Here is a 13,525-nt window from a genome sequence, read left to right as displayed (position 1 = left end):
GCAAGCCTCTCGGAGTATGGAGCCAAACTTACGGTAAAAACATTGATTTTTTCGTACCGGTTTTCAGGTATTCTAAAACTTTCCATTCGAATAACGCTTTGTTGTAATATTTATTGTTCTTCAGACATTTGACAATTTCGTATTTACATTATGGTAAAACATTTACCTAGTATATGGGAAACTTTTCCCAACGAAGGAATATTATTTTGAACATATTCGTTTTGGCATGAATATTGTCAAAATTACGAAGACTATTAAAAGCGAGGTTTTCTCTGATCGTATTTTTTAAGGCACTACTGTAATATCCTACTGTAGTTTTTTTGGTAATCCTATTTGATCAAAGCAAAACCGACTGTTTGAGTACTTTGTGTTATTTGTTGCTAAAATCCAAATCATGAAAGCCAGAATTTTACATTTAATCACGGCCCTACTCGTCACGCTACTCTTTTCCTCCGTCTTACATTCTCAGTCCTACACGCCCAAATATATCGTTGGGCCGGGGGAATACAATTGCTTTATTATGCCTACAGCCACGCATCAGATCTATGATATGGCTGGTGGTGTGGCTTCGCTTGTACCGGGTCAGCCTTCCGTAGTGACTTCGGTCGCCGCTTCCCTGCATCACTTTTGTCTGCTGGATAACGCAGGCAATTGCTATTGCTGGGGTGACAATGCGTATGGTGAGGTGGGATTGGGCACCATTGGTGGAAACATACCCCAGCCGACGAAGCTGACGGTAGATAGTCTTGGCAATCCTTTTAATAATATTGTGCAGGTGGTTCCTGGTGCGAGCGCCTCGGGTTATGAAACCATAGCGCTGAAGGGTGATGGTACGGTATGGGTATGGGGGGGCGTCGGCACGGGTAACCGTGGTAATGGAACGATGGGAGGCCCCGCACCAAAACCGGTGCAGGTTCCTTTCCCTGCCGGCGTAGTGATCAAGAAGGTGCAGATGGATATTTTCGCCATGGGTCTCGATGCCAATGGCAATGTCTGGACCTGGGGTGGTAACACCGGGTATGAAGCTCCTTATCTGTTGTCGCAAGGTACGCCTACTCCTTCTATAACCACGCCGACCATGATATCCATTCCTTCCCCGGTGGTCGATATCGAGGGGGGAAGCACCGCCAACTTTGCGCTTTGCGCCAATGGCGATCTCTACGGTTGGGGGTATTATGCCAACTACCTCGGGCTGGGCGCGACTGCGTCGGCTCCTCTTACGCCGACAAAGATGAACTCGATATTGGGTTTCACGCAGGCGATAAAACAGATCTCTATCAATAACGAAAGCAACTTTGTTCTTCTTGCCGACAGTACGATCTGGGCGTGGGGGGACAATGCGTGTGGAACCATCGGCAACGGTCAGCAATTGAATTGGGCTACCTACATCAACTCTTCGGGCGTTCTTGCTCCTTATGCCTGGGACTGGGGTGAAGCCGAACTGCTGGTGCCGAAGCCGATACAGATAGCCGTCGGTTTGCACTCTTTTACCAATCTCTTTAACGGGCTTGGGGACGTATTCTACACCTATGCGGAAGATGTAAACGGTAACCTGTATTCCTGGGGCCGTAACAAGGGCGGGGTATTGGGCAATGGGGAGATGAACGCCACCGGCGACATCCTGTCCATCTATCCCAATTCCTGGGATGTACCCTGGGTGACTAAGGTCGATCCGTTTGGCTCGCCACATCTTTCGCTCACTTCTTCTCCCTATTGTGTATTGAATCCGTCGGGAGCTCCCTGTAATGAATATGCGATTCCGGCAGCGGCGAATCCTGTCGCCAATGCCGGTCCCAACCAGAATATCACCACGTCGACGACCACGCTTACAGGGTCGGCAACGACGGCGAGCAGCAATACCTATATCAATTACTGGTTATGGACGCAGGTATCGGGGCCTTCCACGGCGCTGATCTGCCTGCCTTCGGGTCCCACGGCGCAGCTGAGCAATCTTGTTACGGGGACATATGTGTTTCAGTTGCAGGTGACGGACAACAACTGGCGGACGAGCACGTCCACCGTGACTGTTGTGGTCAATAGCAGCGGCACTCCAAAGACATACCCGAAGGCTAAAACGAACTCCAAGATCACCATTACACTTCCGGTGAATAGCGCCACGCTGGATGGCAGCGCTTCTGTGGATTCCAACGGAGGGACGCTAACATCCTACGCCTGGCAGCAAAACAGCGGACCCAACTCCGCTACCATTGCGACGCCTACCGCGGCCAAAACTGGTATCAGTGGGATGGTGGCAGGTACCTATACTTTTTCTTTAACCGTAACTGACAATCAGGGTGCTACCAGTACTGCAGCTGATACGGTAGTCGTGTTAGCTGCCGCTTTAACACCGCCTACGGTGAGTGCGGGCGCCGCGCAGACCATTACGCTACCCATCAGCACGGTAACACTTAGCGGCACCGCGACCGGGACCAATGGCGCGACGATTGCTTCCACCACCTGGACGCAGACGGGCGGGCCTTCCGCTGCGACCATTGTCTCTGTTGGCAACCTGATCACGGTGGTATCCGGGCTTGTGCAGGGTACCTATACCTTTTCGCTGTCGGCTACTGACAACAATGGGCAAACGGCTTCTTCCACGGTAACGATCACCGTGAATGCGGCTGCGGCTACACCGCCACCTACGGTGAGTGGGGGCAGTGCGCAGACGATCACTTTGCCGACGAATTCGGTGACGCTCTCCGGCACGGCTACCGGCAATGGCGGGGCTACGATCAGCTCTTCACAATGGGTGCAGACGTCGGGTCCTTCCGCTGCGACGATAGGCGTGGCCAGCAGTCTTTCTACTTCTGTTTCCAACCTTGTACAAGGAACCTATACTTTTTCGCTTACTGCTACCGACAATCACGGACAGTCGGCGTCTTCGAGCGTGACGATTACCGTCAATGCCGCGGTGATCATTGCGCCTACGGTGAGTGCGGGCAGTGCACAGACGATCACGTTGCCGGTGAATTCGGCGACGCTGACAGGGACGGCCACCGGTAATGGCGGGGCCACGATCAGCTCTTCGCAATGGACGCAGACGGCCGGGCCATCTGCCGCGACTATCGGTGCGGCCGGCAGTCTTTCTACTTCCGTTTCCGGCCTTGTACAGGGAACCTATACCTTCACGCTTACTGCCACTGATAATAACGGGCAGAGTGCGTCCTCGTCCGTGACTATTACGGTGAATGCGGCCGCGCTTCCCACGGTGACTGCGGGCAGTGCGCAGACGATTACCTTACCGACGAATTCGGTGACCCTGACGGGTACGGCTACGGGCAATAATGGGGCGACCATTTCTTCTACCACCTGGAGCCAGGTCAGTGGCCCTGGCGCTGCCTCGATCGGCGCCACCGGCAGCCTGTCTACGACTGTATCCGGGCTGGTGCAGGGTGTCTATGTCTTCAAGCTTGCGGCTACGGACAACAACGGACAGTCGGCATCTGCTACCGTCACGGTGACGGTGAATGCGTCGGCCGCTACGCCGCCGACGGTGGCTGCAGGCAGCGCACAGTCGATTACCTTACCGACCAATTCGGTGACGCTGACGGGTACGGCTACGGGCAACAATGGGGCGACCATCTCTTCTACTGCGTGGACCCAGGTGAGCGGCCCGGCCAGTGCGACGATCGGTACCGCCGGCAGCCTGTCTACGACAGTATCCGGTCTGGTCCAGGGCAATTATGTCTTCCAGCTTTCTGCTACGGATAATAATGGGCAGTCGGCATCCGCGACTGTAACAATAACGGTGAATGCAGCGCCGGTGACGCCGCCGACCGTGAGCATTGCCGCGGTGAGCGCGATCACTTTGCCCACCAGCCAGGTGACCCTGGTTGGTACGGCTGCCGGGACCAACGGTGCTACGATCGCTTCTTACCATTGGGGCGAGATCAGCGGGCCGACCGCCGCGACGCTGGGAACCAATACGGCTACACAGACCTCCGTGTCGAACCTTACTGTAGCCGGAACCTACTCTTTTGAGTTGACGGTGACCGACAATAATGGGCAATTGGCTTCTGCCTATATAAATGTTACGGTGAATCCGGCTCCGGTGACGATAACACCGCCGACGGTGAGCATTGCTCCGGTGAGCGCGATCACGCTGCCTACCAGTCAGGTGAACCTGGTTGGTACGGCTGCGGGGACCAACGGTGCTACGATCGTTTCTTACCATTGGGGCGAGATCAGCGGGCCGACCGCCGCGACGTTGGGAACCAATACGGCTACACAGACCTCCGTGTCGAACCTTACTGTAGCCGGAACCTACTCTTTTGAGTTGACGGTCACTGATAATAATGGGCAATTAGCCTCTGCTTACGTGAATGTTACGGTATCGCCATCGCCGGTGCCGGTGACGGCGCCGATCGTGAGCATTACTCCGGTGAGTGCGATCAGGCTGCCCACCAGTCAGGTGACCCTGGTTGGTACGGCTTCCGGGACCAACGGTGCTACGATTACTTCCTACCACTGGGGACAGATGGGCGGACCGGCCGCCGCGACCTTTGGTACGGGCACGGCTGCCCAGACCACCATAACGGGCCTTACGGTAGCCGGAACCTACTCTTTTGAGCTTACGGTGACTGATAATAACGCACAGATAGCCTCTGCCTACGTGAATGTTACGGTATTGCCGGCGCCGGCGGCGCCGAATGTGAATGCCGGTGCCGACCAGACGATCACTTTACCGACCAATGCGACGACGCTGACGGGTACGGCTACGGGTAATGGTGGGGCAACCATTGTCTCGGAGTCCTGGACTCAGACGGCCGGACCTACTACGGCATCGATCGGCTCGGCGGGAAGCCTTTCTACGACGGTGTCCGGCCTGGTGGTTGGAAAATATACCTTCCAGCTGACCGCTACGGATAACAATGGCATACAGGCCACGTCTTCTGTCAATGTTACCGTCAATAAGGGAGTGGATATTCCGCCTATTGCCAATCCTGGTCCCAACCAGACCTTTACGCTGACGGGCAGTGATACGGCGGTGAACCTTGATGGCTCTGCTTCCTACGACCCGGATGGAACCATTGTCTCCTATGATTGGTATCAGCTATCCGGCAAGGGTGGGGTAACCATCGCCAATTCGAATACGGCGACGCCAACCATTCATGGACTGCAAGTCGGAACCTATGTCTTTGTCCTGCTGGTTACCGACAACAGCGGCTCCACCGCCCAGGCCGAAATAACGATAACCATTACTGCAGCAACCGTTATTACGCCTGTTTCCACCCTTACTGCCAATGCGGGTAAGGATACGATCATCACCCTGCCGGCCAATTCGGTAGATCTGAATGGCAGTGCCTCCACGGATGTGGGTAGTACGATCTCGACCTATACGTGGTCGCAGGTGAGCGGCCCCACAGAGGTGACGCTGGGTTCGCCGGATGCAGTTGCCACGCAGGCGAACAACTTGGCAGCCGGGTTGTATGTGTTCCGCCTCTCAGTGAAAGATCAGCTGGGGGATACGGCCAGCGCCACGGTGAAAGTGACTGTAATGAGTAATACGCGGTTGGCTTCTTCAAGCAAGGATTCGTTGACTGAACAATTCTCCCTCTATCCCAACCCGGCCCACACCCAAACGACCCTGACCATGACGGGTAACGTATCGGGGCCGGTGGACCTCCGCATCTTCACCTTGCATGGACATTTCGTCGAGGCGATGCAGGTAAACGTGACCCCAGGGACGAACACCACTACGATAAACGTATCAAACCTGGCGGCGGGTATGTATATCATCCGGGCTTCCTATGGTAACAATACAACGTCTCAAATAAAGTTGATGAAACAATAACATCGTCTCATCGCTTATGTGAATGAAGCAGAAGAAGCCATTCCCCTTGTGGGAGTGGCTTCCTGCATTGGGGGAAGCCCTTAGTTTTTCCAAATTTATTGGCTATCTTACACCTCGATTTTTAAACTAATGACCTAATGGCAACGAGGAATATCATCATTGCGCCTTGTGGTAATAAATCATATCTCTTTCAGGAAAGTTGGTTGAGGGAAAAGGGGAAAAAGGACTTTGATGTATGTCTCCTGTTCTATCATGAGCAGATAAATAACCCGACATTGTATGAAGGGGTGGAGTATTTCTATCACCTGAAGGGGTTCAAGTATTTCATGCTCAATGAAGTTTTGACGAAAATCCGGCCGGAGTGGCTGGATCAATATGATTATTTCTATTTCCTGGATGATGACATCGATATCGACACGATGCAGATCAACCGGCTTTTTGCCCTGAGCCGGGCTTTTCGGACTTCCATCAGTTGTGCTTCCCTCAGCAAAGATTCTTTTTGCAGCTGGCCGATCTTCCGCCAGAAACCCAATAGTTTCTGCCGGTTCGTAGGGCAGATAGAGGTGATGGCCCCCCTTTTCAGCAGCGAGGCCCTGCGGCTTTGTCTACCCTCCTTTACCGGCAATCGCAGCAGCTGGGGGATAGACTCTGTGTGGTCGAAGATGCTTGGTTATCCAAAGGACCAGCTTATTGTATTTGACGAAGTAGTGATGCGGCATACCTTGCCGGTGGGGGGTGGGGAGCTGTACACCAAGATACAGGTAGATCCGCATAAGGATTGGGAGGCTGTCGTAGCCAAATTCGATGCCCGGAAGCAGAACTATGTGGAATATGGGCGGCTTCAGCGGGTGAATGAAAAGCATAGCCGTGTCTTATTCCTGCTGTACCGGATGCGGGGGGTATGGGTCAGGATCGAACGGGCCTGGCGCGATTACGATCTATGGTCAAGGATACGACGGCGCTTGCGGCCAGCAAGATCATGAATGGCTCTACGGGATAGGTATATCGTGACATGGCGAACAAGGCCGTGTGTATCAGGGTGACCGTGACGAAGGGCAGCATCAGGAGATTGGACGAAAGCGAGCGCCGGTGAAGCCACCAGCCTATTATCCCGAATACCACCATAAAAAAATGGCCTATCCCCAGCAGGAGTCTTGATGCGACGCCGCGAGTATTATGGACCGAATCGGGGTAGAATGCCCATAGCTCCCAGAAATTGGCCCATTTCTGACCGATGAATCCCAGGGGGTCGGCCTTCATGTGATCGACGTACATCCTCAGTGCTTTGCCGCTGGTATTGATCTCGGGGTGTTTGCGATTGAGGCTGAAGTCTATATAGCTCCCTTTGGCGGTGACGGCATAGAGAATATTGATCTGGTTGTTGCCGGCGACGGAAAACTCTCCGGTCTTTGCGTGACAGTAGAGGCAGATGGCCAGCAGGGGAAGCAGGCAGCCGGTGAGCAGGCGCCACGGGACCCTTTTGTTGCGGATGGTCTGGATAGCGAGCAGCAGGATGGGGATGGGGGCCACGTTGGTGCGGACGAAGATGGCCAAGGCGAAAAAGAGTCCGCTCCAAAAGTATTGTTTCCGATAGTAGAAGAAATAGGCGCCCACCAGGAAAAAAGCGGTTGGCACTTCGGTCATGAGCAACCGTACATAGTTGAGCTGCGCCGGAAAGCCGGCCAGGATGGCGGCTGCTACCAGGCCAATCCGCGGGCTGGCGTATACTCTGTTGCCGATGTCGTAGATGAACCAGATGATGAGGGTGGAAAAAACGACATTGATCCACAACAGCAGGATTTCGCTATCGCCGGAGGTGAAGAATTTGGCGATGGCGATCATCAGGGGATAGCCGTTGGGAAAGTAATTGGTGTAGCCACCGGAAAGCAGGGTGTCTGCCTGGTTGTAGTACTCATAACTGTCCATCTGCATGTTTGGCAGCCAGGTGAAGAAGGTGATGAGCACCCGGAGGAGGAAGCCGACGATGAGAATAAAGATGAGCGCCTCTTTTTGGTCCAGGGCACCCGAAGTCTTTCCCGAAGTCTTATTCATAGGCGTGGTGGTTTGAGATGACGCGGTAGAATTCTTTTAAAACATTCTCCCAGGTATGTTCATTGGCAAACCGGATCCTTTCTGCCTGAAGCGTGGCGTTATTTTCGGTGATGGCTTTTTCGATGAGCGGGACATACTCTTCGGGGGTGTCCGCGAGATAGGTATGCGCTTCGAATAATTTCATGGTGACGGTGCGGGTGGCGACCACGGGTTTGCCCATGGCGAGGTATTCATCGATCTTCAGGGGGTAGTTGCCGATAGTCATTTCGTTGATGAGCTGTGGATTAATGCAGACGTCGCAGTGGGCGATATAGGCGGGCAGGGTGGCCAGGTCCTTTCGTCCCAGGAAGTGAACATTGGGAAGGGTGTGCAGGGTGCTGCCGGCAAAGAAATCGTCTTCGGGTCCAACCATTACGATGTGCCAATCCGGCCTGGTTCGGGCTATCTCGAGGATGATGCGGATATCGATGCGGATGTTGACGATGGCTCCTACATACCCGATGATGGGATGGGGGATGCCCTGCAAATCGTCCGGCAGCGGGTAACTTGCATTCGGATTGAAGACGGCCAGCGAGCAACCCTGGCCGATATAGTAGCTTTTCGGATTGTATTGGCGGAGGTAGCCGGCCAGGTAGATGGAGTTGGCGACACCGACGTCGGCTTTTGCGATGTGCGGGGGTTCGAAGGCCGTGCCATGTTTCTTCCAATAGGGGACGGCAAGGAGGTTATCGCGGCTATAATAGATGTATAATTTTGGTTGGAGCAGCTCTTTCAGGTAGAAGGAGCGAAAGATATCGTTGTCGTTGAACAGGATATAATCTTTGAAACCGAGGATATCCACTGCCTTGCGGATATCGGCGGCCAGCCGGCGGTTGTTGATCTTGTTGAAGAAGCGGAACAGGAAGTTAGAGGGCAGCCAATTGATGGATTCCAGGACGGTGGTGGGAGAATAGTTCCATAGATTGGGGCCCAGTTGTACGACTTCGGTATGGCGCCGGCGGACGAGGTCGAGATGTTTGGCAATGCGGGGGTCGTCTTTTTTTTGGAAGATGGTACGCCGGTCGAGCGGCATATTGATATATAAGACGCGGTGTTGTTTGGATAGTTCGAGTGCAATATTCTTGCAATTGCTTCCCAATTCATAGTACCAGGCCTGCAGACCTACGATTACAAAATCCATAGTTTTGTTTTTTATGGTCGACCGGTTGTCAGCGGAAGGGTTTATAAAAAGAAACCGTTCCCAATAGCAGCATCGGTTTGTCGCCGCCGGTGTCTCCATAGGTATAAATTTCCGTATAATCAGGCAATGCAAATCGTTGGCGAATCCTGTCGACTTTTTCTTCGCCGTAACAGTTGGCGCCATCGATGCTGCCGGTGAGTCTTGTTTCCCCTTTTTTGTCGGTGAAGATGCCAAGGCGGGTGGCGATGAGGTCTGCTTCCACTTGTGAAGCCCACTGCCTTATCCAATTCTCTGGTGAGGCGGAAACGATGACGACCGTGGCTCCCCCTTCCCGGAGGCGATTGATCTCGGCGAGCGCTTTTGGACGGATGAGGCCCGGCAGGATATCGCTGGAGAAGGCAGCGCATTGTTGTTCGAATAAGGATAGGGTTTGCTTTCCGAAAAAGAACGTAAGGATCCGCTCTTTGGCTGCCTGGTTGGAAATTAGTTTTAGCTTCATGGCAACGAGCCAGGGGCTGTTGAGCAGGAATCCCAGGGCAAAGCGCATCGTCCCTTTGCTGAAGCGGATAAACTCGAGCAAAGTATCCTTTGTAGTGATGGTGCCGTCAAAATCAAAAAAGGCGATGCGTCGATTCACATTTTGAGTTTTTTAAACAGGAATTCGGGTATGCTTTTTATGATGAGCATGATCCAGCGCCAGAACCATTTTACGTAGACGACATTCTTCTTTTTTTCTACGGCTTTCCAGACTGATGTAGCCACCTGTTCGGGGGTTGCTGTCAGCAGGGGTCGCAGGGTCAGGCCTTCCGTCATCCGGGTATAAACGAAGCCCGGTTTCACTGTCAGGACGTGCAGTCCATGATGAAACAGGCGGTTGCGGAGGCCGGACAGATAGGCCGTGAAGCCGGCTTTGGCGCTGCCATAAAGGTAATTACTCTGGCGACCTCTTTCACCGGCTACCGAACTGATGCCGACGATGGCGCCTTTGCCACGGGTGATGTAATCATTTGCAACGATGTTGAGGATGGATACGGCTCCGACGTAGTTTACTTCGAGAATGTTGCGGCATTCGGCCCAGTCGGATTCTGCAATGGCTTCCTCACCCAGGTAGCCGAAGACGCAAATGGTGAGGTCGGGTTTGACGGGCAGGGCTTCCCAGAAAGCGGCGTGATAGTCGAAGCCGCGGGCATCGAACTCCAGGAGGGATGCCGTAATTCCATAACGGATGGCGAGGTCGGAGCGAAGTGGTTCAAGCCGGTGGGTATTTCTTGCCGCGAGTAACACATCATATCCTGTAGAAGCGAATTTCCGCGCCAGGGCGGTAGCCATATCTGATGTAGCTCCGAGTAATAAAAGAGAAGGCATGAAAGATTATTTAGAATAGGTTCCTTAAAATATTAAAAATAGGAACATCTTTGAAATACAGGATGATCGCAAAGCTTATGATCCAAAGAATGAGGGTGATCTGGATGAACCGGTCTTTGTAAAGGATCCTGGTCGGGGATCCGGAGTCTTCCGAGATGTAGATCAGCTGCAGGTAGCGCATGAGGCCTGCAAGGACGAATACGCCGGTGTAATAGAGCCGGTACGTTCCGAGTCTTACTTTCACGTCGGGATCCATTGTATACATCAGGTAGCATACTACAATGATGGAAGAAACGACGGCCAGCAGGACATTGAGCAATTCGAGGTTGTAGCCTTTTATGGATTTGCGCATGTCCATGCCGGAGCTGACCTTTAGCAGCACGTCATCCCGGCGTTTGCCGATGGCCATGAAGATCGCCAGGAGCAGCACCATGATGATGATCCATTCGGAGAGGGGGACATCGGCGATGACGGAGCCGGATTTGATGCGGAGCACGAAGCCGGCGGCCAGGATAAAGATGTCGAGGATGGCGATATTCTTCAGGCCGAAGCAATAGCCGAGGTTGAGCAGGAAGTAGACGGCCAGGACGATCGCGAATTCCTGGCGGGTTGCCCAGGCGATGCCAAAGCCGGCGATGATGAGCAGGATGCAGATGACGATGGCGGTGGTGGGGGATACGGCGCCGGAGGCCAGGGGGCGTTTGCACTTCGTGGGATGCTTGCGGTCGTCTTCCCGGTCGCGGTAATCGTTGATGATGTAGATGCTGCTGGCAATGAAGGAAAAGGCGAAAAAGCCGAAAAGGAGGTGTAAAAGCTTTGTCCGGTCGAGAAATTCACCCGCAAAAAAGAGAGGAATAAATAAAAACAGGTTTTTTGCCCAGTCTTTCGGTCTTAGCAGTTTAAGGTACACCAAAACAATAAATTATGTGTCAAAATACGAACAAAACGACAATAGTTATAACTTATTTTTGTGTAAATTTTCCGCTACATCAGCACGTTGGCATCCATACTTTCGAATCCGATAGAATATCTCAAAGGCGTAGGTCCATTGCGGGCTGAGCTGCTGCAAAAGGAATTGGGAATTCATACTTTCCAAGACCTGTTGGAACATTTCCCCTATCGCCATGTCGACCGGACAAAGATCAATCTCATCCGGGAGATAGATGCATCGACGGAGTTTATACAAGTGGTGGGCCGGATCGTTAGTGTGGACCTGGTTGGCGACAAACGGAGCCGGCGACTGGTGGCCGGGCTGCGGGATAGTTCGGGTGTGCTCGAGCTAGTTTGGTTTCAGGGTATCCATGGAGTACAGAAGCTGGTGCAGGTGGGTGGGGAATTTCTTGTTTATGGCCGGGTGAGTTTTTTCCAGGGTAGTCCGCAGCTGACGCATCCCGAGATCGAGGTCTTACATGGCCAGCATGTGACCCCGCCGGATTTCCTGGAGCCGGTGTATCCGACGACGGAAAAGCTGAAGGTTCGGGGTCTTGGGGGGCGGCAATTGGGCAAGCTTACGCAGACTCTTTTCAATATGTTGAAAGAGAAAGATTTGCCTGAGAATCTGCCGGCCTCTGCCTTGACCTGGCCAGACCCTGAGACGGGCCGGCCGATGGGGTTCCTTTCGCGGTATGAGGCTTACCGGCAGGCTCATTTTCCGACTCAGCCGATGTTGTTTCGACAGGCCGTGGACAGGCTCAAATTCGAGGAATTGTTTATGGCCCAGCTGCGGTTGGGGCTGATAAAGTCGAAGCGGCACCGGTCTTCGCATGGAGTTGTTTTTGGACAGGTGGGGGAATTCTTCAACCGGTTTTATACACATTACTTACCTTTCGAGCTGACGGGTGCGCAGAAAAGAGTGTTGAAGGAGATCAGGCGGGATACCGGCAGCGGGCGGCAGATGAACCGGTTGCTGCAGGGGGATGTCGGCAGTGGAAAGACCATGGTCGCCTTGTTGTCCATGCTGTTGGCGCTGGACAATGGTTTTCAGGCTTGTCTGATGGCGCCCACTGAGATTTTGGCGCGCCAGCATTATGAAGGTATTGCGGCCTTGTTAAAGGACATGCCGGTGGAAGTACGGTTGTTGACGGGGTCGTCGAGGTCGAAGAGCAGGAAGGAGGTGTTGGGGATGGCCAGTGAGGGCAGGCTGCATATCCTCATCGGGACGCATGCGGTGCTGGAAGAGGCGGTGCAGTTTCAGCGGCTGGGGTTGGCGATCGTCGACGAGCAGCATCGTTTTGGGGTGGCGCAGCGAGCGCGGCTTTGGAATAAGGCGGCTGTCCCGCCGCATGTTCTGGTGATGACGGCTACCCCTATTCCACGTACCCTGGCGATGACGGCCTATGGCGATCTGGACTATAGTGTCATGGACGAATTGCCCCCCGGAAGGCAACCAATATCCACCGTTCATCGTTACGAAGACAGGAGGCCGCAGGTGATGGATTTCATCCGGCACGAGATCGGGAAGGGGAGGCAGGTGTATGTTATTTTTCCGCTTATCGAGGAGTCAGAAAAGGTGGATTATGAGAACCTTATGAAAGGCTATGAAAATGTAAAAGCCTGGTTTCCCGAGCCGAAGTATTGGATCAGCATGGTGCATGGACGGCAGAGCAATGAAGAGCGGGATACGAATATGCAACGTTTTCTCAAGGGAGATACACAGATCATGGTAGCCACTACGGTGATCGAAGTCGGGGTCAACGTACCGAATGCGACGGTGATGGTTATCGAAAGTGCGGAAAAATTCGGGTTGTCCCAGCTGCACCAGTTGCGGGGGAGGGTAGGGCGTGGTACGGAGAAGAGCTTTTGCATCTTATTAACGAGTCCCCGATTGGGAAAGGAGGCACGCGAGCGGATGAGCATTCTTACTGAGACCAATAATGGCTTCAAAATTGCTGAAAAGGATCTCGAAATCCGGGGACCTGGCGATATAGAAGGAACCCGGCAGAGCGGGTTATTGAACTTTAAGCTCGCTAATATTGTTCAGGACAAGTATTGGCTCGAACTGGCCCGGGACAGGGTCATGGAGCTGCTGGATAAGGACCCCGACCTGGCGATGGAAGAGAATAGAGCGTTGAAGGCTTTTCTGCAATCGCAGCATGGTAAAACGGCCTGGAGTAAGATTTCATAATATAAATTAG

General features: G+C 53.3%; 8 protein-coding genes. 3 read left to right on the top strand and 5 right to left on the bottom strand.

All coding sequences use genetic code 11. The features are described from left to right. Positions 1–394 precede the first annotated feature (394 nt). Together IEY39_RS23040 and IEY39_RS23035 are read left to right on the top strand one after the other, a co-directional pair. Positions 395–5,794 carry a PKD domain-containing protein gene (locus IEY39_RS23040; protein ID WP_188936151.1) on the top strand — a complete coding sequence of 1,800 codons (5,400 nt, stop codon included), beginning with the start codon at positions 395–397 and terminating at the stop codon, positions 5,792–5,794. Between the two features lie 137 nt (positions 5,795–5,931). Beyond that, positions 5,932–6,777 (top strand): hypothetical protein, encoded by an 846-nt coding sequence (locus tag IEY39_RS23035; protein ID WP_188936145.1) that lies wholly within the window; start codon positions 5,932–5,934, stop codon positions 6,775–6,777. Here the strand turns inward: IEY39_RS23035 and IEY39_RS23030 are convergent. The 5 genes from IEY39_RS23030 to IEY39_RS23010 are packed head-to-tail and all read right to left on the bottom strand — an operon-like array spanning position 6,701 to position 11,301. Then, entirely contained in the window at positions 6,701–7,846 is a 1,146-nt protein-coding gene (locus IEY39_RS23030; RefSeq protein ID WP_188936143.1) for an ArnT family glycosyltransferase, read from the bottom strand. The two genes, IEY39_RS23035 and IEY39_RS23030, sit on opposite strands and share 77 nt — an antisense overlap. Beyond that, on the bottom strand, positions 7,839–9,026 hold the full coding sequence (locus IEY39_RS23025) for a glycosyltransferase (RefSeq protein WP_188936141.1): 1,188 nt from the start codon (positions 9,024–9,026) through the stop codon (positions 7,839–7,841). The genes IEY39_RS23030 and IEY39_RS23025 overlap by 8 nt, the downstream gene beginning before the upstream one ends. 28 nt (positions 9,027–9,054) lie before the next feature. Continuing rightward, a complete protein-coding gene (locus tag IEY39_RS23020; protein WP_188936139.1) occupies positions 9,055–9,663 on the bottom strand; it encodes an HAD-IB family hydrolase in 609 nt (202 codons plus the stop codon). Further along, complete coding sequence (locus IEY39_RS23015) at positions 9,660–10,391, bottom strand: SDR family oxidoreductase (RefSeq protein ID WP_188936137.1); 732 nt, start codon at positions 10,389–10,391, stop codon at positions 9,660–9,662. Before IEY39_RS23015 ends, IEY39_RS23020 begins: the two co-directional genes overlap by 4 nt. A gap of 10 nt (positions 10,392–10,401) precedes the next feature. Further along, positions 10,402–11,301 carry a decaprenyl-phosphate phosphoribosyltransferase gene (locus IEY39_RS23010; protein ID WP_229689088.1) on the bottom strand — a complete coding sequence of 300 codons (900 nt, stop codon included), beginning with the start codon at positions 11,299–11,301 and terminating at the stop codon, positions 10,402–10,404. An 87-nt stretch (positions 11,302–11,388) separates the two neighbouring features. Here IEY39_RS23010 and recG point away from each other — a divergent pair, with 87 nt between their 5' ends. Then, complete coding sequence (gene recG, locus IEY39_RS23005; RefSeq protein ID WP_188936133.1) at positions 11,389–13,515, top strand: ATP-dependent DNA helicase RecG; 2,127 nt, start codon at positions 11,389–11,391, stop codon at positions 13,513–13,515. Positions 13,516–13,525 lie beyond the last annotated feature (10 nt).

Source organism: Puia dinghuensis, from assembly GCF_014642875.1.
GTDB classification, from domain to species: domain Bacteria; phylum Bacteroidota; class Bacteroidia; order Chitinophagales; family Chitinophagaceae; genus Puia; species Puia dinghuensis.
Note: the sequence above shows the minus strand (reverse complement) of the source record. Positions and strands in the feature narration are given on the sequence as shown.